The following is a 20103-nucleotide window of genomic DNA, read 5'->3' as shown; positions in this document are numbered from 1 at the left end:
GTTCACTCCCCGGAAGGAGCGCTGGACGGCCCCGCAGGCGGCGGGTCGCCGGTTGCAGACGTTGTCGCGGCTGCGCCGCAAGACGAGTCAGTCTGGGGGTGAGCGGGCGTTTCGCCCGTCGTCACAGGAGCGGTCGTCTCGAGTTCCTCGCGCACTTTACGGAGGCGAGCGGCAAGGCTGCCGTCGAACACGGCGTCTCCAACCCGCACTATCAGGCCTCCCAGAATCCCAGGATCAACCTCCTGCTCGATGATGACGTTCCCGCCGAGTTTTTCGGCCAGCCCTGCGCGCAGCGTTTCCACATCGGCGGGCGAAAGCTTGACGGCACTGGTCACGTGAGCACGCACCACGCCTCTGTCCTCATCGAGAAGCCTCTGGTATGTGTTGACCACGGTGCCGACCGCGTTCACCTGGTTCTCGTCTATGAGGAGGTCGAGAAGGCCGAGCGTAACAGGCGAGAGGATGTCACCCAGGACGTCCGATACAATAGATCGCCGCTCGTCGGCTGGGATGCCCGGATCGCCGAGCGTCCTTCTTAGGAGCGGCACCGACGCGAGGACGTTGGCGACCTCTGCAAGCTCCCCTGCAACGGTTTGGGGCTCCACATGCTGCTCCCTGGCGACCGAGAGAAGAGCCCTCGCGAGCGTGGCCGGGTCGAGGGACGTCATGAGGCTGTACCCCCGTGAACGTTGGTTCGCGGCGTTGCCTCAAGGATATCCCGGGCGGCCGCGGATGCCTCCCGCCGCAACGCCTCCCGGTCGAGAACGCTGCGGATGACCTTTGAGGCGACGGCGACGGAGATGTCCACCGCCTGTCGACGGATCTCTTGAAGGGCTTGCTCCTTTTGGCGGGCTGCCTCTTCGCGGGCGCGTGTCATGATGCGTGCCGCTTCCTCCGCAGCCATCCTGCGGGCCTCGGCCTTGATTTGCTCAGACGCGCGCCTGGCCTGCTCCACGATCTCTCCCGCCTTAGCCCGGGCGCGGGCGAGATCAGTCTGAAGCTCTTCCCTGAGCTTCGCGGCGTGGTTCCTGTCGTTCTCTGCCGCCGATATGCGGTCTCGGATATACTGCTCTCGCCGGTCAAGATACGCCTTGACCGGACCAAACAAGTACCGGCGAAGAAGGAGGAACAAGACTATGAAATTCAGTATCTGAAAAACGTACGTATAATCGAGGCGCATAGGACCTCCTGAGATGTCGGCCTATGAGAATCAACCAAGCAGCCTGAGGAACGGGTTGGCGAAGAGGAGAATAAGGGCGATCACAAGGGCGTATATTCCGGTGGTCTCCGCGATGGCCGCTCCGAGAAGCATCGTCCTGATGATCTCGCCCTGGGCCTCCGGCTGCCTGCCCACGGCCTCTGCGCCCTTTCCGGCAGCAAACCCTTGTCCGACACCAGGGCCGATGCCTGCTATCATGGCGATCCCGGCGCCGATGGCGGACGCGGCAAGTACTAGCGCTCTTGCTGCAAGAGTTGAATCCATGAGAGATCCCCCTTCCCTTTGTTTACTTTGTCCAGTCTTCGGGCTTTGTAATCGCGCAAGATCGCAAGGGACACAGGGGGCGGGATATCCATCGTGCTCTTCGGGATGATAGCGGCCATAGGCGTGAGGACGGTCGTTGAGAACCAGGTGGACATGAAGCAGCCCAGGAACCTCATAATCGCCAGCGTGATGCTGGTGATAGGGATCGGCGGCGCGATGATCAAGATCTGGGGGAACCTGCAGTTTGGCGGGATCGGCCTGGCGGCTATTGTGGGCATCATCCTGAACCAGCTCTTGCCTAGAGAGTCCAGGGAGTCTCGGGTGCGCCAGGCCTAACCCGGCGGGTTCGTGCAGTTCGGAGGGGTCTCCTCCGGCCTCCGCGAGGAGTTGCCGGTGCTTGCGCGACGGAGCCTTCGGGATTTGGTCAGGGTGCGCGCCGAATTCGAGCAAGGCGCTCTGCAGGCGTACCGTCGGCATGCCCGGAGGGCAAGGCCTATACCATTGTCTCGGCCAGGGCTTCGATACTGAAGAGTGGCGTGAACTTGTGGCGGTCTACACGGCCGACAAAGGCGCCGGTGACCGAGGCGCATGCCGGAAATGGGGCGTGACTAGCGCGCTCTCGCTTGTCGTAGGGCGCGCTTTCATCCTCTCTCGCGTCACCGTCACCTTGCATCCCATCGCGCACAGTCGGCCGGGGCCGGGCCCCTAAAAAGGTGGCGCGAACATGAGCACGAGGGCGATCACGAGGCCATACAGGCCCGTGGTCTGAGAGATCGCTTGGCCAAGGAGCATCGTCCGGGTTATGTCTATCCGCAGGTCCGGACGTCGTCCAACTGTCTCCGCTCCTTTGCCCGCAGCGTATCCCTGACCGATACCAGGTCCTATTCCGGCGAGCATGGCGAGCCCGGCGCCAAGGGTTGCCGATGCCCGGGTGAGCGGCGGGCCCGCATGCGTCACGAGAGGATTCGCGAAAAGAAGGAGAAGCGCGATTACAAGCGAGAAGATCCCGGAAGTCTCAGCCACGGCCTGTCCCAGGAGCATTACCAGCGTGATGTCAGACCGTCTCGCGGGGTTACGCCCCACCGCATCCGCGGCTTCACCTGCAGCGTAACCCTGGCCGATCCCGGGTCCGAGCCCGGAGGCCATCGCTATACCAGCACTTAGCGCTGACGCGGCCAACACCGCCGCCCTCGGATGGGCGGCCGCGACTGCCACGGTTTCCCGCAGGTCCTGGAGTCCCAGCCTGCCCAGAAAAGCGAACGTGTCCAGCACACCGAATCCCTCGAAGATGCCGTGCATCTTGCTCTAGTCCATTGCCCTTCCGATGAAAGTCATCGTAAGCATAACGAAGATGAACGTCTGGATGATTCCGGAGAAGATGTCGAAGTACATGTGGGGAACGACGGGCACGAACGCTGGCAGGACCGAATACAGCAGCCCCATGATGATGGCGCCGCCGAGCATGTTGCCGAAGAGGCGGAATGCCATGGAGAACGGAAGGGCGATCTCGCTGATGACGTTCAGCGGCGCAAGGAACGCCACTGGCTCGAAAAAGCCCTTGAGGTACGCCGCGATGCCCTTACGCTTGATCGAGTAGTACTGGATGTTCACAAAGGTGATGGTAGCGAGGGCGAGCGTGGTGTTGAGGTCTGCGGTCGGGGGGGTGACACCGATCAAACCCGTGAGGTTGGCCATCACGAGGAAGAGGGCGAGCGTGCCGATGTACGGTATGAAGCCCCTGTTCTCCTTGCCCATGGTGCCGTCCACGAGCCACTGGACTGCCTCGTAGAGAAGCTCAGGGACGAGGCTCCTCGCCGAGGGCGGTTCCTCTGGCGGGCGTGATGTCAAGAGGCTCACCGCGAGACGCGAGGCAAGGACGAGCAGAGCCATGATCACCCACGTGGTGATGACTGTCTCGGGTATTTCGTAGCCTAGGAGATGGTATGTCCTTGCGAAGAACGGCATTTCCCGCGATCCTCCTCTTCTCTTCTTGGCGGGCACGTTCGGCGGGCGGCCTGCACGCGTCCTCGAAGCATCAGCCGTTTACAGCGGTCCAAGGATCCCTGTAAGCAGGATGACGAATTTGACCATCACCATGCCTGCCGCTGTGCCAAGGAATAACCCAATATCATTGCGCAGTGCCCAGTATAGGATGACCGCGGTCAAGGCGTACCTGGCCAAGTATGTCAGGCCCGCTTTCGTCTGTGCCTTGGCGGGCCCCGCGCTGACCGCGTCGCCGATGGCTGTGCCAAGCAGATGGAAACTCGCAAGGCCGAATAGCGTTCCAGCGATGCCACCCAGGGCAACCCGGTGGTGACCTGCTGCCGCCAAGAGCGGCCCGGCGACGGCCAAGACGATGGCCGCGCGCTTTGCGATTGTCCGCTCGAGATCGCGCAGTTCCTTCATTCCCGCCACGCAGCTTTCCCCACGCACGTAGTGTCCTCCATTCACACGGTTTTATGAGGGGTGTACGCGCCCCGCGGACGCGGGTATGCGTGAGCCCGGGCGCGCTTGCAGCGACTGGCCCGGACGTGTCGAGGGTGAGCGCGGAATCCGCTTGGAGGGATTTCCGCCACCGTGGAGAAAGAGAAATGAGGCCGACGTGAGGCCGCCAGGAGGTGACCCGCTCGCGATGCCTGAGATCGCATACGTCGATGGGGAGTTCATGGATCTTGCAGAGGCTCGCGTGTCCGTTGAAGACCGGGGGTTTCAGTTCGGCGACGGCGTCTACGAGGTTGTCAGGTGTTACCGGGCCGCACCTTTCGCCCTCGACGAACACCTAGGCCGCCTCGAGAGAAGCGCGAGCGCCATCGAGCTGTCACTGCCGGAAGGAAGGTCTGTGCTCAGGGATGTCATGCTCGAGGCGGTTCGCAGGAGCGAGCTTCCTGAAGCGGTTCTTTACGTGCAGGTCACCCGGGGATGGGCCCCTCGCGGGCACGCCTTTCCAGAAGCGGCGAAGCCTACCCTGGTTGTTACAGTCCGCCCTGCGAGGCCCGCCCCACCGGAGCGACTTCTCCTGGGTGTTCCGGTGATAACCGTTCCAGATGAGCGGTGGCTTCGGTGCGACATCAAGTGCACGGATCTTCTAGCCAATGTCATTGCAAAAGAAAGGGCGAGGCGAGCTGGTGCCCTTGAGGCCATCATGATAAGGGATGGCGCGTATGTCACCGAAGGGGCCAGCACCAATGTGTTCGCTGTGAGGGACGGGACGATATACACGGCTCCGGAGGGCCCGAGGATCCTTTCTGGGATAACGAGGTCCGTTGTGTTGAGGCTTGCGCGTGAGAGCGGCATACCCGTGGTCGAGGACTTCTTCGCCCCGAGCCTGCTCACCCGGGCGGAAGAGGTGTTCATAACCAGCACCACGCTGGAGGTCGTTCCGTGCGTGAGGGTGGACGGCTTGCCGGTGGGAGACGGCAAACCGGGACCGGTGACGCGTGCGCTTGCGTCGGCATACGCCGCCGAGGTCGAAAGGCTTGTGGGTAACGCGCCCAAGCCTGCCTAGGCCCCACGCCGGACTGCTAAAGCTCCCGGTACAAGACCCACCTGTGCCTACTTCCGCCGCGGTCCAGGTAGAATTCGAACACCCTTCCTTCCACGGTCCGGACGCGGTAGTAGTTTCGGTGACGGCGCAGGCGCCAGTTGCCGTGCCTGGGGTTCACGGTACCGATGCCGTGGTCTTGCCATTCGGCCTCGACGGAGGCTATGACGTGTTTCTCGCCCCGCCAAATGAACGCTTGAGGCGGGCCTGGGCGGGATTCGAATATGACGTCGATGGGCTCGGAATAGAAACAGGGCATGTCCTGCCTCTTCTCCCTACACAAATCGAAGTGGCACAAGGCCGACGGTCGTTGCCGCCGCAGGCGAATCTGCAAGGCCCGAATGGGCCTTCGGACACCTGTTACTGGGATTCGGCGAGAATCCTTCGCAATCCTGCCAAGGCGGTTCAGCACGAGCCGTCTTGTGGCGGAAGGGGGCCCGCTGCCGCGCGAGATCGCACGAACGACCCAAAAACGACCGCCGACGATGGTGCCTCGCCGGCTCGCTGGAGGCCCTGGGGAATCATGTCAATCGCGTGAGGTGATAAGATGGTCCGCGCTGTGCTCTTTGATCTCGACGGTACCTTGGTTCATTATGACTTCGACGCGTTCCTCAACGAATACTTCGCTGCGCTCAGCACAAGACTGGCCGATATGGTCGAGCCCAGGCGCCTGGTCGCGCAGATCATCAGGTCCACAGACGCCATGGTGAAAAACCTTGATCCAGCCAAGACCAACCAGCAGGTTTTCGCCGAGGACTTCTTCCCGCAGATAGGGATACCTGAAGGCGTTCTCATGCCGGTGTTTGACGATTTCTACCGGCGTGACTTCCCGCTCATCAAGCACCGGCTGGGTGTCCGCGCGCATCCAGCGGCGCGCCGCATGATAGAGACCTTGCTTTCGAGGGGGCTCGACGTGGTCATAGCGACGAACCCGGTGTTTCCCCTCATCGCCATCGAGGAGCGGATGAGGTGGGGAGGTTTGGACGGGCTTCCCTACCGGTTGGTCACATCGTACGAGACGATGCACTTCTGCAAGCCCAACCGGGAATATTATGGAGAGGTCCTCGAGCTCATCGGACGCACGCCGCAGGAGTGCCTGATGGTGGGCAACGATGTGGAGGAAGACATCGTTGCGGGGACACTCGGGATGAAAACGTATCTGGTGGAGGACTTCCTTCTCGACCGCGGGCGGGCGCAGAATCACCCTGACTTCCGGGGAAGTTTCGAGGACCTCGTGCGCTTCATGGAGCGCGGCAAGTTCTGAACTCCGGGGTCGTCTTGTGGACAGCCTCACGAGGACGAGGGCGGTTGGTCTTCGCCTCATCACCTCAGCCCCCGAGCCAGCTCCCGAGCCGGACCCGACCAGGTTCCCGCGCCCCCGACGCGCGAGCGCATGCCTCCTGGGCACTGCGTCACAAACTGGCTGCCCTTCTCTCACGCGGCGGGCTCGCGTGTGGATGCCAGTGCCGTGGCGGCGGCAACCTCACCTAGTCAGCGCTTCCGCCTCCTCCTCCAACGCCGCCCCCTCCGCCGCCCGAGAACCCTCCGCCTCTGCCTGCCGCGGACGCGCTCTCGCTCGTTGCGGTAAGAATCGAGTGCTCGAGCGAGCTCGTCAGATTTGTCAGACACGAGGCAAGGTCGCTGCCGGCCGTGCTGGTAAGCCAGCCGTGACCGATGACCAAACCAGAGCCTTCGGTGGCGAGCTCGGGAAACACGATCTTTAGCTGGTCGATAACTTCCCTTGCCACGCCGAGCGAGACCGCGTACACAAGATAGTGCTCCCACAGCCGCAAGGAAGGCACAGGCGCGTCATGCAGAGAGGAGAAATCCACGAGGAATCTGCGGAACGCGCGCCACGTGGCGAACTCCGTCTGGCCCCTTTTCGAACGTCTCTTTATCCTCGCGGACAGTATCACAATCAATATACCCGTGCCGATCCAAGCTATCCCGGTGGGCAGGAGCGCAACGGAGAGGGCGATCGCACCAGCCCCGGCAAGGAGGAGGGCAATGCCCATGAGGATCCCGGCAAGCCTGCCGGTAGCCGCGGTCGGGTCGAAGAAGTCGTCGCGCTCGGCCGCGCAGGCCTGCACTTTCGCCTGCCAGTCGTTGTACAGCGCGAGGAAGGGACCAGGCAGTTTTCTTGCATACTCCTCGATCTCACGGAACGTCACGGCCTGGGTGTCCCCGATCGTGTAAAACAAGGCATTATAGAGGGCCTTCTCGTGTTCCAGCATGTCGTCGTCCTTGCCCTTGGCGGTTCTCTTGACGACGTACTCCACGTGGGCTGCTGTCTTGCCCGCCTTGATGGGGCGCTCGCGCTCAGCCCTGTGCTCCTCGATCTCGACGTAGCCGCGTCTTGCTAGGTCCAGGATGGTCGCAGCAAAGTCGGCCGGGCCGGGCGCGCCGAAGCGCCACAAAACCCCCAGCTCCGCAGGGCTGTAGGTGGCAGGGAGTTCCCTGTAATAATCTCCGGCGAACTCCGGGGTGAATTCCCGATCGTACCGTCTATATATCAACGCAAACCAAAGGATGAGCGCAAGGATGGCGACGGCAGGCGCCAGGTACACGTTGAGTCTTCCCAGTCGGCGCATGGCGGCCAGGCGTGCGGCTGCCCTTTCTCTAGCGATGTTGGCCTCACGCGCCCAGGCGCCTTCCTCCTGCATGATGGAGAGCAGTGCGTCCCTGCTGGACGTGCGCGTGGCTGCGGGGACGAGGGCTTTCGGAAACACCACTCTCGCCTCGACGAACGTCTTCGCGGGGAGAGGGGCCACAGAGAGGGTTATGAGGGTTGGGCTCTCGATAGATATGGCGCCCCACAGCGGACCGTGGGCCCATGCCCTTATGTCCTGCTTACTGGCTCCCTCTGGCAACGTGATGGTCACCTTGGCCTCGGAGGCGCCCACCTCCCATTCGTCGCCGATGCACTTCCAATAGAGCTCGGCCACATCGTTGTGAGCCACGACTGCTTCCTGCAAGCGGTATGCCAGGGTGAACGTGCGGGACTCGTCCTTCGCCCTGAAGTGCCACGCGACCTCCACGTGGTCGGGAGTCTCCTGCAGCCTGTAAGTGCCTGGCACACGCTCATCGGCCGGGCCTGTCGTCAGGGAATACGCCTTGCCCCCTTCGCTCACGGCAATGTCCATGATACGCACGCCGTTCGAAAGGGGGATCCATTGCCTCACCCTTGAGAACTCCCCCTGGAAGCGGAACGTACGCTGCTCGCGGACGGCCAGGGAACCATCGCTTTCAACTCGCGCTTGGATGTCAACCTGGGATATGGAGAACTCCTTGGCCTGGACCGTCTGCCACGGCCAGACTACCGCACATGCAGCCAGCACGATCGCCAGCAAGGCGGCCGCAGAGCCCGTAAGGCCCGCGCCGCGCCATCGGTTCCCACCTTTGCCTGTCACCACGTCCTCCATCGGGGATGCCACCTTCTTCCCTGACCGACAAAGTCACCGCTGCCAGTCGGCACGCGCCAGTATCTGAAAACATATGATTCGCGAATCGTCTGTATTATCCTTGTATAAACATGGCGACCCTGTTGCCCGGGGCGGACCTGCGCATGCGCCATCACGCGGAAGCCTGAAGGACACTGTCATGTCGTTCGTTCGAGGAGGGAGCTTGCCGAGGCCACGACATACTTAGAACATGAGCGGTGCGGCTTGGCGGCTGGCTGTCCGAGCGCTCTTTTCACCCGATACGACAAACACACGGTTCCGCATGGACGCACCACGTCCATGGGACCGTGTGTTGGGACAAGGGACGCACAACATGTGGGTCCACTACTCAAGCCGCTTGCAGCACGAGAAAGGCGAACACTGCGACCTTTCAACTAGGCCTTGAACCTCGCCACCAGATTCTCCAGGGCCGACGCCATCTTCGCGAGGTCCTGAGCGGACGAAGCGATTTGCTCTATTGCCGAGCTCATCTGACCCGTAGAGGCAGACACCTGCTCCGCCGCGCTAGCCGTCTCCTCTGATACCGCAGCCATGGTCTGTATGGCCCTCTGTACCTCATTGGCGGACGCGGTCATCTCCTGGGTCGCCGCGGTATTCTCCTCGGTGATGCTGGCCACGTTATCCATAACCCTCACTACCTGGGCGCTGGACGACTCCAGCTCCTTGACGGCAGCGGCGATCTTCTCAACCTCGGCATTCATGGTCTTCATGGTCGCGTCTATCTCGCGGAGGACCTCCCCGGCTTGACCCGCGAGCTCGGTCCCCTGGGACACCCGGCTCGCTTGGAGGTCCGTGGCGTTTCGTGCGGTTTCGATGCCCTTCTGCATGGTCCCGATGAGTCCCGCGATCTCTTTGGTCGCCTTGCCGGAACGCTCGGCGAGTTTGCGCACCTCGTCAGCGACTACTGCGAACCCCTTGCCGTGCTCGCCTGCGCGGGCTGCCTCGATGGCGGCGTTCAACGCGAGAAGGTTGGTCTGCTCGGCTATATCGTCGATGACCTCGATGATCTTGCCGATCTCGTTCGAATGCGCGCCGAGCTCCTTGATACTGGACGCAACGGCCTCGGCCTGGCTTCGGATGTCGTCCATGCCCACGATCACGTCTCTCACGGCGTTCGAACCGCTGTTTGCAGCGATGCGGCTCTTCTCAGCTGCTGAGATGAGAGACTGCACCGTGCTCGAGACGCCCTCCATCAGCCTCGCCATCGACGCGACCACGGCATTTGCCTGGTTCACCGAGGCGGTCTGTTCCTGAGCACCTTTGGCTATCTGTTCTATCGCGGCGGAAAGCTGGTTCATCGCTTTGGACGTCGCCTGGGCGCTCGTGCTCTGCTCCGCTGCCCCCTTGGCGACATGCCCTATCGTCTCTGCTACTTGCTCGGTGGCAGCTGCAGCCTCATCCGCGCTTGCCGCCACTTCCTGTCCCGTGGATGCCACCTGCTTCGCATGACCCAGCAGCTCCTCAACGACCGTCCGCAGGCTTCCTACCATCTCGGAAAAGGCCCGGGCGGTGGCGCCCACCTCGTCACGTCTCCCGATGCCCGGCACCTCTATCTGAAGATGACCGGCGGCGACCTGCTGAGCCACACGGGCGAGCGCTGCTGTCGGGCGGACGATGCTTGCGGCAAGGGAGAGGGCCAGGATCAGCCCCACCACGATGGAGGCTGCAAACGTTGCAAGGGTGCGCACCTGCACGGTCCCGGCCGTGGATTTCGCCGCCTCCTCAGCGGCGGCCGTGCGGTCTCGCAGGGCTGCGACGACGCCAGCAAGGTCGTTCTGCACCTTCGCCACAACGGCATCGCCCTCGTCCGTCATGTAGGCCATGACTTCGCCTCGCTGGCCGTTGTCGAGGAAGCCGAACACGCTGTTCCTGCACTTCTCCCAGGCGTCGCGTATCTCAACGAGGGCCTGACCGCTTTCGGTTTGAGGTTCCGACCCATTCGGTGCCGAAGCGGCGGCAGTGTCCGACTCCTGTGAACCTGTGCCTGAGCCTGTGTCGCCGCACAACGCAGTGAACAGCTCTTGGATCTCGGCGTCGGCGGACTCCAGGGTCTCGCGTAGCTTGGGGTCGCCCATGAAGAGGTAACCGCGGAGCGCGAGCGCGAACTTGTCTATCGCGCCACTCAGGCGTTCGATCTGCACCAGCTGCGGTACGTCGCGGTCGAGCATGTCGTTGAGCACGGAGTTGACCCCAGAGACTCCCCGGAGACCAAAGAAACCGACCACAGCCATGAGGAGGAGAAGTAGGCCGTAGCCTGCAAGAATCCTGAAACCCAAACGGAAGTGCATTTGAGTCCGCATTTCGGGACCTCCTCTTTGACATATGGTTTGTGCGTCGACGTGGCAAATCCCTTTCGTTCATATCGGCACGTTCCACGAAACGTTTAGACCGATGTCGCCCCAAGCATGCGCAGGTGACTCGGGAGGGACCCCGGAGGAACGGAAGAGCTTGGGAGAGGTACCGGGCACCAACGGAACACCGCAGACCTGAGTGTTCCGGTGCCCGACCGAAATATCGGTCTTGCGTTGGAGGAATTCGGGGGCGGGTGTAGAATACATAAACACCGCGGGGTGTGCTGCACAGCATCTTGTCAGACCATCAGGCTGCTAGGCTAGCTGAGGCACAAGACCTCGCTCCCCTCGGGCGGTGTCGCCCGCGAGCGTGGTCTTGCCGGTTGGCGTGAGCGGTCTGCACATGGCGCGTGGGGGTCCCTCATGTCAGTGCGATTCAGCGCGATCAAGCAATCGCTCGCCCTCATTTGCCATTGAACGGTCCTCGACGACGTGCCGACCGCCTGCTTGAAGCGGAGTCACCGGCCAATAGACAGGAGCGTCGTGCGCTGAAGGGAGGTGACACGTCAAGTCGTTGAGCGCGAGAGCACGCGAATCCAGTGGTGACTGAGCCAGCTGAAGGTGTGGGAATCGCAGACGTATATGGTCCAGGTACATCAGGGTTGAAAGGAGAGTCATGCCCAGATGAAGAGAGCGTTCGTACTTGCGTTGTCGATCGTATGCCTCCTGGTAATAAGCGTCGGCTCAGTGGCGTCTTCAGCGGCACAACCCAAGGAGTTCAATCTGGGGATATTGCTCCCGCTCACTGGTACGTTTGCTGCGGTCGCGAAGACCCAGCAAGAGGGCGTCCTCTTGGCGGTTGACGAGATCAATGCCGCCGGCGGCTTGAACATGCCCTGGGGTAAGGTCCCAGTGAAGTACCAGGTAGCGGACGATGAGGCCAGCCTCGACGTAGGCGTGAGGAGGTTCATGTACATGGCTGGCGGCGGGGTGAACGCCGTGGTCGGCCAGACTTGGGCGCCTCTCGCCTATTCCATCAATGAAATGGTGAAGCAGTACCCGCTGCCGTATTTCCCCGTGGCCGTGCTGGCAAAAGAGGCGTTCATGAAGGGCAAGCTGTCCAACTACACTTGGGCGGTGGCATACAGCCCCTGGACTGTCGGGTACATGGCTGGCTCGGCGGCCATCAATACCCTGGGCAAGAAGAAGATCTTTTTCCTGGCGCGCTCCGACAGCTGGGGTTGGGACATTTGGGAAGGTGTCAAGGCAGCCGCGAAACAGTATGGCGGCGAGATAGTGGGCTATGAGGAAGCTCCCCTCGGTACGAGCGACTTCGTGACCATCCTCCAGAAAGTGAGAGCAGCCAAGCCTGACGTGTTCATGTCTGCCCAATTCGCAGGGGACGCGATCGCGCTCCTGAAGCAGACTTACGACATGGGTCTCTACAAGGAAATGACCATTTTCAACAGCTTCCTCACGAACGTGGTTGCGCAGGGTCTTCCTGCCGAAGCAGTGAACGGCCTGTACGGTATGCACTATTTCTACTGGGACATGACGGGCTTCCCTGACAAGGAGGTAGCCAAGCTTGCATCCCAGTACGTAGAGGCGTACAAGAAGAAATACGGTTATCCGCCTGACAGCTATGCCACGATCGCTTACATTGCTGCTAAACACCTCTTTGATGTGGTACAGAAGGTTGGAACCTTCGACGCTGCGAAGATTTCAGATTACATGCAGAAGAACCCCGACTTCATGACCGTCAAGGGTCCGGCGAAGTGGCGCGAAGACCACTCTGCGGTGTTCAAGTACGCTGCGTTCCTCGTGAAGGGCAAGAGCCCCAAGGAACGGAAGAGCGATTGGGATCTGTTCACGATAGTTGGATCGCAGGGCGGAGACAGTGTGATGCCGCCTCTGAAGGACTTGGGCTACTAGCCGCAAGCCACACAGCGAGACAGGGCTGAGACATGCTAACGAAGCGGGCCGTAATGGTGGTCCAGCTTGCGGTGGGCGGGAAACTCGCCTAGCCTGAGCGCGATGCGCCATGGGGGCGCATGAATACAGACGTGGGGCTGCACTGGGGCGGGTCGCGACACTTTGTTTGCACCGACGCTCCGGTGCACCCCCACGGGTGCGCCCGCCTACAGTGCACGGGTTCGTCAGGGCCTGTGCGTGGATTTCTCGTAAGCGCGGCGGCGGGGACGCAGAATTGTGCATCTTCACCGCGAAGGGGACGGCTTGAGAAGCGTCGGCGTGACACGTTATTCGATCCAGATACAGCTCACAAGTCGCCCTGGGATGGGCCGGAGAAGGGGTTTAGTGAATGAGCACGAACAACGCGGCGATAGAGACAAGAGGCATAACCAAAAGGTTTGGTGGATTCACAGCCGTCAATAACGTCAGCTATAGGCTCGGACAGAGGGAGACCGCAGCGATAATCGGGCCCAACGGGGCCGGGAAGACAACTTTCTTCAACCTCATTACCGGAGCCTACATTCCCGACCAAGGCTCAGTGTTGTACGGTGGTAGGGATGTAACGAAGCTTCCTCCGCAGAACAGAGTAGGCCTTGGGGTGAGAAGGACGTTTCAACTCGCCTCCACGTTCGATAACCTTAAGGTGATTGACAACCTCAAGGTCGCGTATTTCAGGACCCATAGAAAGAGCTCCATCGCGAACATGTTCTGCACGAAGATGGATTGCGTGGCCGACAAGGTGATCTGGGATCAACTCGAGAGATTCGGCCTCGCAGGCGTGGCAGAGACGGAGACAAAGAACCTGTCGCTCGGTGACAAGCGCAAGCTCGAGATGGCAATGGCGCTCATTGGGAACCCAGAGGTGCTGTTGCTGGATGAGCCTTTTGCCGGGCTCAGCGAGAGAGAGATAGATGAGACCATTGACATCCTTAGGGAGTATGTTGGCAAGATCTCGATTCTGATCGTGGAGCACAAGATCACAAAGCTGAAAACGTTCGTCGAGCGAGTCACCGTCCTCGCCGAAGGCCAGATCATAGCTGACGGCGGCTTCGAAGAAGTGCTCCAAAGCCCGGCAGTGCGGAAAAGCTACTGGCAGATCGACTAGGGGCAGCGACAAGCCATTTGGGCGATATTACGATAAGGACGGAGAAAAACATGGCCGGCAATCCGATTCTGGAAGTCAAGAACCTCAACGTGTCGTACGGGCAGTCGAGAGTGCTCTTCGATGTCTCGCTAGAAGCGGCCGAAAGGGAGGTCGTCGGCGTCGTTGGACGAAACGGCGCTGGCAAAACGACCCTCATGAAGACCATAGGCGGGTTTCTCAAGCCATCCAGCGGGCGGGTGGTCTTCAAAGGACAAGACATCGTCGGGCTTCGCTCATTCGAAATAGTGCGAAAGGGCCTCAAGTATATTCCTCAGGACAAGGGCGTGTTTTCAGACCTTACAGTGATGGAGAACCTTCAGCTTTCCAGTTATGCGATGAAGGATTACGACTGGGACAAGGTAATCCACTATTTCCCCAAGCTAAAACAGCTCATGAACCGCAAGGGGGCTTACTTAAGCGGCGGCGAGCGGCAGATGCTTATGATCGGGCGGGCTATCCTGGGCAAGCCCGACGTGCTCCTTCTTGACGAGCCTACCGAGGGGCTCTCGCCGAGCGTGGTGCAGGACCTGGCACGAACCTTCAACGAGCTGAAAGAGACCATGACCCTTGTGCTGGTTGAGCAGAACCTTTCGGTTGTGGCCGAAGTCGCGGACAGGCTTTATATCATAAGGGAAGGGAAAATCTGCGCCGAGATCACAGACACGAACGAGATCAGGACTCTGGCTTTTGAGAAACACTTGCTGTAGATTCATGCCGTGAGATGAAGGGGATAGGTGGAATGACCAAGCTGCTCAAGGAATACGGGAGCATCGTGCTGATTTTCGTGGCCGTATTGATACTGAGGTTCATCCTCCCGCGGCCGTTCATCATGGATGTGTTGATCTTCGGAGTCTACGCCATGGCGTTCAATTTCCTCATGGGCCACCTGGGGTTGGTTTCTTTCGGTCAGCCTGCATATCTCGGGCTCGGGGCATACGGCACCGCCTTGTACCTGAGCTACGTCGGGACCAACCCGTACGTGGGCATCCTCGCGGGAGTCTTGGTCGGGATAGTCGTGAGCATGCTCGTAGGGGTTTTTCTGGTGAGGCTAAGCAGCAGCTACTTTACTCTAGCCAATCTCGCGTTCTGCGCGATTGTGTTCTTCCTCTTCCAGAAGGGACTTGTCTCGATCACCCGGGGCGACACGGGCCTGTGGTATCTCGCTAGGATGACGAAGGGAGCCCTGCTTGACCTGAAGAATCCCAATGACTTGTTCATTTTCGTTTTTGCCGTAGCGGTTCTGGTATGGGTCTTCTTCAGGTATATAGATACGACGGTGTACGGCGCGTGCTGCCTCGCTGGCAAGGTGAACGAGCCGAAGCTCCAGTTCCTTGGATACAACACGTTCAGGATCAAGTGGTTGGGGTTTGTGATCGCGAACGCCGTGGCGGCCCTTGCGGGATCACTTTACGCGATCTACTTCGGCTTTGTCTCCCCAGGCCTAACTGAGTTGACGCGAGCAGCAGAGGTCGTCATCGTTGGGTTGCTTGGCGGTGTCGGCACCCTGTTGGGGCCGCTCGTTGGGGCGTTCGTCTACATTGGCATGAAGGACCTCATCAGCAAGTTCATAATGTACTGGGAACTCGTCGTCGGGCTCCTCCTGGTACTCGTGATGCTGGCCGGTGAGAGGGGAATCGTGGGCACGCTGGGTCCGCTGGTGAACCGGCTCATGCGAAGGCGCGCACCTGGGCTTGCTGGCGCGGAGGGACGGAAGCCGTAGCAGAAACGCAGGTGGGAATGAGGGCTCGCGGGCGGTGGGAGTGCGGGCGACGTCGTGCGGACGTGCCTTCTGAGAAATGGCTCTCCCCGCGATAATCATCTAGAACGAGACCTGTAGCAGGGCGGCTCGGCGTCACGGAATACCGTGACCCAAGCGGACTGTGGCGTGGCAGAGAGGGTGGATGAGTAATGGGTGTCAGTCAGGTAATATCTTCAGTCGTGTTCGGGCTTAGCATGGCCAGCATCTACTTCCTTCTTTCGATAGGTCTGTCGCTATGCTACGGCCTCATGAGGATAATCAGCATCGACCAGTTTCTGTACTACACTATCGGCGCATACCTGACGTTCACTATATGCTCGGTGTCGGGTAACTTCTGGCTTGGGACCCTCGCCGGCATCGGGATCAGCTGCGCGGTGGCCTTCATAGTTGAGAAGGTCGTCTTCAGGCGTATATACGAAAAGGGCATCATGTTCAGTATGATCACGTCGTTCGGGATTCTCCTGACCGGCATAGGCATCACCAAGTATATCTGGGGTCTGGTACCGCGCCCGGTTGCTACGCCTATTCCCGGCCAGATAAGCATTCTCGGGGCTGAGGTGCCGACTTACCGGCTCTTTGTAGTGGGTCTCGTGGTTGTCCTGTACGTGTGTCTGTGGCTATTCCTCGAGAAAACCATCATAGGCAAGGCGATTCGGGCCGGGATCGAGGATGCGGAGAAGACAGAAGGACTCGGCGTAGACATATACAAGATGTTCACCATCATGTTCCTCATAGCGGCCGGACTCTCAGCGCTTGCGGGTGGGCTCCACGCGCCTCTCATCATGGTTGACCCGCACATGGGCCTGAGGCTGATGTCTACGGCGTTCATGATAGTGATCATCGGGGGACTGGGAAGCATCAAAGGCACCCTGATATCGTCGCTCATCATTGGACAGGTTGTCTCGCTGGGCTTTCTGATCTGGGCCCCGATCGCTGACATGGCGCCGTTTGTCATCATGCTTCTCGTGTTCCTCGTCAAACCCACAGGCTTGTACGGGAGCGAACTGATGAAGCGGTGATCGGAAATCGCCCGCGAGCGGCACACGGCAGCGCGCCGGCGGGCGGCGTGCATCTGGGCGAGCGGGTCGTGCCCCAGGATGCGGAAGCTCAGCAGGCCGGGGGCTTTGCCCATCTGACGCTGGAGCGGCGGTTGCGTCCGGGCCCATGTCGCGAGTTGGGGCAGTGAGCAGCGGTGCCTGGCGAGCGGGGGGCGCCTGGAAAGAGATCACAAAGGATGCGGAGTTGGTTGGAATGCCCGTGGTTGCTGTGGTCCATCGCGATGCGATACCTGGTTCGCCGGCGGAGTACGGGGAGGACGCCGTCAGCGCTGTATATGAGATGCTAGAAGAGAGTCTGGTGCACATAGGCGGCATCGACTCCATCATCAAGCCTGGAGACAGGGTGCTCCTGAAAGTGAACGCGTGTTGGCCTGTATCGGCGGACTCAGGTATTACCAGCGACCCGCGGGTCGTCGCAGCGGTCGTTAGGTACCTTAAGAACGCGGCGAGGGTCAGGAGCGTCACGCTGGTCGAGAGGTCTAGCATCAGGGCTGACTCGTTCGAGTCTCTCAAGCGGTCTGGGATCTATGATGCAGCCGTGAGGGAGGGGGTGGACGAGGTTGTCCCCCTCGAGCGAGATGTGAGGCTGACCGTGAGGATACCTGGCGCCAGTGTGTTGCGTGGCGACGTTCACCTGCCCCAGTGCGTGGTTCAGGCAGACAAGATTGTGTACCTGGCCAAGATGAAGACCCATAAGGTGTGCGGCATGACCGCGAGTATGAAGTTGAGCCAGGGCATGCTTCCTTGGAGCGAACAAATCAAGTACCACCGAAACGACATAGACCAGAAGATAGTTGACCTCCTGAGGCTGGTCAAACCCGATCTCTCTATCGTGGACGCTCTCTGGCCGATGCAAGGGCAAGGGCCGGGGTCACCGTACAGACACGATCTGATAAAGGATTTCAACACGATTGTCGTGGGCCAAGATCCGGTGGCGGTTGACTCCGTGTGCGCGAGGCTCATGGGCTTCGACCCGATGTTCGAGGTGGCGTACATCCGTGAGGCCACGGTGGCAGGGCTCGGGGAAGGGAGACCCGACAGGATCGAGGTGAAGGGTGAGAGGGTCGAGCGCCTGAGCAGGAACTTCCGCAGGGGCGACATCAGCCTTGTTGGATTGCATCCGAAAATCGACGTGTACATGAGCGGAAGCTGCAAAGGATGCTGCCACTTCACGCGGACCGGCCTTGACCCTTGGCTCGCGGATGAGGAGAAAATAAAAGACTTCGACGCCGTCGAGAGGATCACCCTCATACTTGGCAAAGATAATCCGTTGGATATCCGGGCAGAGCATAACCCTCCCAAGTCATACGTTTTTGTCATAGGTGACTGCGCGAGGAGTCACAGAGACAGGGGGATCTTCCTTCCCGGGTGTCCCTCGCTCAGCCTCCACGGACTCATGCCGTTCATCGGGCTGAGCGATGAGGAGATAGTCGCCAAGTATAGGAGGCGGCTTCCGGAGGGATTCGTCCCGTGACACGTGTTATCTGATGCGACGAGAGCGGGACACTCGCTACCCAAAGGTGAGAGCCGCGTGAGTGAGCAGGAGGAGAACCATGAAGCCGGTGCAGAAACATCGTACTGCGTCCCTTGTGGCCGAGCAAATCAGGCAGTTCATGGAAGAGCGTCAGCTGAAGCCGGGTGACAGGCTTCCCACCGAGCGTGAGCTCACCCAGATGCTGAAGGTGGGGAGGACCTCTTTGCGTGAGGGGCTGAGGCTACTGGAAGCAGACGGCCTGATCGAGGTGAGGGCCGGCGAGGGGATTTTCGCAGGGGAGCTGTCCGTGGACTACTTCCTAAGGCCGGTCGCGGTGACGAGCCTCCTCCGCATCAGCCCACGCGAGACGCGGGAGCTTCTGCACGTGCGAAAGATCCTGGAGGCCGAGGCGGCGTCGCTTGCCGCAGAGCACGCAAAGGACAGTGAGTGCGAGGCGCTAGAGAGGATAGCCAAACGGATCGGTGAGTCGCTGGACGATCCCTCGAAGTTCATTCCCAACGATATGACGTTCCACATTACTATGGTGAAGTCGTCCGGCAGCACGGTCCTATCCAGGCTCTACTTGGCGGTCTTCGACATGCTCGTTGCCCAGGAGCGCCTCACAGTGCGCCTGCCCGGCGTCATGGAGAAGGCCTTCAAGGATCACCTCGCCATAGTCAGGGCCATTGCCAAGCGGGACCCTAATCTCGCCCGTGAGGAGGCGGTGCGGCACCTGGACGGCGTCATGGAGGCGTATGAGAGGGCCCTCGCCTCCGCTGCCGAACTCGGCGAGGTGGGTGCGGCTGATAGCTAACACCTATGCCATGAGGTCACTGGTTGGTCGGTGACGGTGACGAACACGAGGTGACACTGCGATGAGAGCGATGCGCTTGAAGCAGGTAGGGCAGCCCCTGTGCCTGGAGGAAGTGAGCACGCCCGAATGCGGGCCTGACGAGGTCTTAGTCGCGGTCCGAGCGGCTGGAATGTGCGGGACCGACCTGAAGATCCAGGCTGGGAAAATACCGGTGAAGCAGTTGCCATTAACATTGGGCCACGAGTTCTCAGGCGTCGTCGTGGACAGGGGAGCGCGAGTCCGGGACTTCCAGGTAGGGGACGAGGTACTTGTATCATTCTACGTTCCATGCAACCATTGCAAGTGGTGCCTGAGCGGAAGGCACACGATCTGCGAGAACCTCAAAGGAAGACTGGGGTTCGAGATGGATGGCGGGCTCGCGGAGTTCGTCGCTGTGCCCGAGGCGTGTCTTATCAAGAAACCCCCGTCGCTCTCATTCGCCGAGGCCGCCATAATCTCGGACGCCGTCGCTACTCCGTATCACGCCTTACGGAAGAGAGCGGCCGTTGCGGAGGGCGATCGTACGGTCGTGGTTGGCGGCGGCGGAGGCCTTGGCTTGCACGCGATACAGATCGCTAAGGCCTTCAGGAACGTCGTGATCGGGGTGGATGCGAAACCCGAGAAACTTGCGCTGATGAAGCGTTATGGGGCCGACGAGGTCATAGACGCGCGCGAAGAGGGCGAATGGGGCACGAGGATCGTCCAGATGACGGGAGGAATGGGCGCGGACAACGTGATCGAGTTCGTGAGCAGCGTTGAGACGTTCATGAATAGCGTCAGGGCCCTTCGAAACGGGGGCAAGCTTGTGCTGGTCGCGTACTCCGCCGAACTCCGCATCGACAGCCTCAAGGCGGTGCTGGGGGAGGTCGACATCCTCGGCTCCAGAGCTGCGCCGAAGAGAGATATCGAGGAGTGCCTTGAGTTGGTTACAAAAGGGACTGTCAAGCCAGTCATCGGCGAGATCCTTGGTTTCGAGGATGCCAACAGGGGTCTGTCAATGCTGCGCGAGGGAAACGTGAACGGGAGAGTGGTCCTGGAGATGCCTCGTTGACTGGGACGTCTCGTCAT

General features: G+C 60.6%; 20 protein-coding genes. 11 read left to right on the top strand and 9 right to left on the bottom strand.

All coding sequences use genetic code 11. The features are described 5' to 3' along the window. Positions 1–2: 2 nt before the first annotated feature. Genes atpH through atpE (GX515_10790) form a run of 3 tightly spaced genes read right to left on the bottom strand, consistent with a single transcriptional unit; the run spans position 3 to position 1483 of the window. On the bottom strand, positions 3–668 hold the full coding sequence (atpH, locus tag GX515_10800) for an ATP synthase F1 subunit delta (GenBank protein HHY33479.1): 666 nt from the start codon (positions 666–668) through the stop codon (positions 3–5). Next, positions 665–1180 carry a F0F1 ATP synthase subunit B gene (gene atpF, locus GX515_10795; GenBank protein HHY33478.1) on the bottom strand — a complete coding sequence of 172 codons (516 nt, stop codon included), beginning with the start codon at positions 1178–1180 and terminating at the stop codon, positions 665–667. The genes atpH and atpF overlap by 4 nt, the downstream gene beginning before the upstream one ends. Before the next feature lie 30 nt (positions 1181–1210). Further along, a complete protein-coding gene (gene atpE, locus GX515_10790; protein HHY33477.1) occupies positions 1211–1483 on the bottom strand; it encodes an ATP synthase F0 subunit C in 273 nt (90 codons plus the stop codon). 105 nt (positions 1484–1588) lie between these two features. Between atpE (GX515_10790) and GX515_10785 the strand changes: the two genes are divergently transcribed. Further along, positions 1589–1819 (top strand): hypothetical protein, encoded by a 231-nt coding sequence (locus GX515_10785; GenBank protein HHY33476.1) that lies wholly within the window; start codon positions 1589–1591, stop codon positions 1817–1819. Positions 1820–2188: 369 nt separating this feature from the next. Here the strand turns inward: GX515_10785 and atpE (GX515_10780) are convergent, their stop codons facing one another. From atpE (GX515_10780) to GX515_10770, 3 genes are all read right to left on the bottom strand, one after another. Further along, entirely contained in the window at positions 2189–2782 is a 594-nt protein-coding gene (gene atpE, locus GX515_10780) for an ATP synthase F0 subunit C (protein ID HHY33475.1), read from the bottom strand. Positions 2783–2788: 6 nt separating this feature from the next. Next, a complete protein-coding gene (gene atpB, locus GX515_10775; protein HHY33474.1) occupies positions 2789–3448 on the bottom strand; it encodes a F0F1 ATP synthase subunit A in 660 nt (219 codons plus the stop codon). 78 nt (positions 3449–3526) lie between these two features. Then, positions 3527–3916 (bottom strand): hypothetical protein, encoded by a 390-nt coding sequence (locus GX515_10770; protein ID HHY33473.1) that lies wholly within the window; start codon positions 3914–3916, stop codon positions 3527–3529. A gap of 199 nt (positions 3917–4115) precedes the next feature. Between GX515_10770 and dat the strand changes: the two genes are divergently transcribed. Beyond that, positions 4116–4988: a D-amino-acid transaminase gene (dat, locus tag GX515_10765; GenBank protein ID HHY33472.1), complete on the top strand. Its 873-nt coding sequence runs from the start codon at positions 4116–4118 to the stop codon at positions 4986–4988. 16 nt (positions 4989–5004) lie between these two features. Here dat and GX515_10760 read toward each other — a convergent pair whose 3' ends face one another. After that, positions 5005–5283: a hypothetical protein gene (locus GX515_10760; GenBank protein HHY33471.1), complete on the bottom strand. Its 279-nt coding sequence runs from the start codon at positions 5281–5283 to the stop codon at positions 5005–5007. A gap of 288 nt (positions 5284–5571) precedes the next feature. Between GX515_10760 and GX515_10755 the strand changes: the two genes are divergently transcribed. Beyond that, on the top strand, positions 5572–6288 hold the full coding sequence (locus GX515_10755) for an HAD family hydrolase (protein ID HHY33470.1): 717 nt from the start codon (positions 5572–5574) through the stop codon (positions 6286–6288). 223 nt (positions 6289–6511) lie between these two features. On the opposite strand, the gene GX515_10750 is transcribed toward GX515_10755, so the two are convergent. Then, positions 6512–8446 (bottom strand): DUF2207 domain-containing protein, encoded by a 1935-nt coding sequence (locus GX515_10750; GenBank protein HHY33469.1) that lies wholly within the window; start codon positions 8444–8446, stop codon positions 6512–6514. 413 nt (positions 8447–8859) lie between these two features. Next, entirely contained in the window at positions 8860–10785 is a 1926-nt protein-coding gene (locus tag GX515_10745; GenBank protein ID HHY33468.1) for a methyl-accepting chemotaxis protein, read from the bottom strand. Positions 10786–11460: 675 nt separating this feature from the next. On the opposite strand from GX515_10745, the gene GX515_10740 reads away from it, so the two are divergent. The 8 genes from GX515_10740 to GX515_10705 all read left to right on the top strand — a co-directional run bounded on the left by GX515_10740 (position 11461) and on the right by GX515_10705 (position 20086). Further along, entirely contained in the window at positions 11461–12708 is a 1248-nt protein-coding gene (locus GX515_10740) for an ABC transporter substrate-binding protein (protein HHY33467.1), read from the top strand. 388 nt (positions 12709–13096) lie between these two features. Further along, entirely contained in the window at positions 13097–13852 is a 756-nt protein-coding gene (locus GX515_10735; GenBank protein ID HHY33466.1) for an ABC transporter ATP-binding protein, read from the top strand. A gap of 50 nt (positions 13853–13902) precedes the next feature. After that, positions 13903–14598 carry an ABC transporter ATP-binding protein gene (locus tag GX515_10730; GenBank protein HHY33465.1) on the top strand — a complete coding sequence of 232 codons (696 nt, stop codon included), beginning with the start codon at positions 13903–13905 and terminating at the stop codon, positions 14596–14598. A 32-nt stretch (positions 14599–14630) separates the two neighbouring features. Beyond that, the gene (locus GX515_10725; GenBank protein ID HHY33464.1) at positions 14631–15611 is read left to right on the top strand and encodes a branched-chain amino acid ABC transporter permease; all 981 of its coding nucleotides are present in this window, start codon (positions 14631–14633) and stop codon (positions 15609–15611) included. Positions 15612–15799: 188 nt separating this feature from the next. Beyond that, positions 15800–16669 (top strand): branched-chain amino acid ABC transporter permease, encoded by an 870-nt coding sequence (locus tag GX515_10720; GenBank protein HHY33463.1) that lies wholly within the window; start codon positions 15800–15802, stop codon positions 16667–16669. 232 nt (positions 16670–16901) lie between these two features. Further along, positions 16902–18182 (top strand): DUF362 domain-containing protein, encoded by a 1281-nt coding sequence (locus GX515_10715; GenBank protein HHY33462.1) that lies wholly within the window; start codon positions 16902–16904, stop codon positions 18180–18182. A gap of 79 nt (positions 18183–18261) precedes the next feature. After that, entirely contained in the window at positions 18262–18996 is a 735-nt protein-coding gene (locus tag GX515_10710; protein HHY33461.1) for a FadR family transcriptional regulator, read from the top strand. 61 nt (positions 18997–19057) lie between these two features. Further along, entirely contained in the window at positions 19058–20086 is a 1029-nt protein-coding gene (locus GX515_10705; protein HHY33460.1) for an alcohol dehydrogenase catalytic domain-containing protein, read from the top strand. Positions 20087–20103 lie beyond the last annotated feature (17 nt).

The sequence above is a fragment of the Bacillota bacterium genome, from assembly GCA_012842395.1.
Taxonomy (GTDB): Bacteria; Bacillota; SHA-98; order UBA4971; family UBA4971; genus UBA6256.
The sequence above is the reverse complement of the archived record's forward strand: the minus strand, read 5'-3'. Positions and strand labels throughout refer to the sequence as shown.

Coding starts and splice junctions, on each gene's coding strand:
- GX515_10705 (HHY33460.1), top strand. CDS start 19,058: ATGAGAGCGATGCGCTTGAAGCAGGTAGGGCAGCCCCTGTGCCTGGAG.
- GX515_10720 (HHY33463.1), top strand. CDS start 15,800: ATGGGTGTCAGTCAGGTAATATCTTCAGTCGTGTTCGGGCTTAGCATG.
- atpE (HHY33475.1), bottom strand. CDS start 2,782: ATGCACGGCATCTTCGAGGGATTCGGTGTGCTGGACACGTTCGCTTTT.
- GX515_10760 (HHY33471.1), bottom strand. CDS start 5,283: ATGCCCTGTTTCTATTCCGAGCCCATCGACGTCATATTCGAATCCCGC.
- atpB (HHY33474.1), bottom strand. CDS start 3,448: ATGCCGTTCTTCGCAAGGACATACCATCTCCTAGGCTACGAAATACCC.
- atpH (HHY33479.1), bottom strand. CDS start 668: ATGACGTCCCTCGACCCGGCCACGCTCGCGAGGGCTCTTCTCTCGGTC.
- atpE (HHY33477.1), bottom strand. CDS start 1,483: ATGGATTCAACTCTTGCAGCAAGAGCGCTAGTACTTGCCGCGTCCGCC.
- dat (HHY33472.1), top strand. CDS start 4,116: ATGCCTGAGATCGCATACGTCGATGGGGAGTTCATGGATCTTGCAGAG.
- GX515_10745 (HHY33468.1), bottom strand. CDS start 10,785: ATGCGGACTCAAATGCACTTCCGTTTGGGTTTCAGGATTCTTGCAGGC.
- GX515_10755 (HHY33470.1), top strand. CDS start 5,572: ATGGTCCGCGCTGTGCTCTTTGATCTCGACGGTACCTTGGTTCATTAT.
- GX515_10785 (HHY33476.1), top strand. CDS start 1,589: ATGATAGCGGCCATAGGCGTGAGGACGGTCGTTGAGAACCAGGTGGAC.
- atpF (HHY33478.1), bottom strand. CDS start 1,180: ATGCGCCTCGATTATACGTACGTTTTTCAGATACTGAATTTCATAGTC.
- GX515_10730 (HHY33465.1), top strand. CDS start 13,903: ATGGCCGGCAATCCGATTCTGGAAGTCAAGAACCTCAACGTGTCGTAC.
- GX515_10740 (HHY33467.1), top strand. CDS start 11,461: ATGAAGAGAGCGTTCGTACTTGCGTTGTCGATCGTATGCCTCCTGGTA.
- GX515_10735 (HHY33466.1), top strand. CDS start 13,097: ATGAGCACGAACAACGCGGCGATAGAGACAAGAGGCATAACCAAAAGG.
- GX515_10715 (HHY33462.1), top strand. CDS start 16,902: ATGCCCGTGGTTGCTGTGGTCCATCGCGATGCGATACCTGGTTCGCCG.
- GX515_10710 (HHY33461.1), top strand. CDS start 18,262: ATGAAGCCGGTGCAGAAACATCGTACTGCGTCCCTTGTGGCCGAGCAA.
- GX515_10725 (HHY33464.1), top strand. CDS start 14,631: ATGACCAAGCTGCTCAAGGAATACGGGAGCATCGTGCTGATTTTCGTG.
- GX515_10750 (HHY33469.1), bottom strand. CDS start 8,446: ATGGAGGACGTGGTGACAGGCAAAGGTGGGAACCGATGGCGCGGCGCG.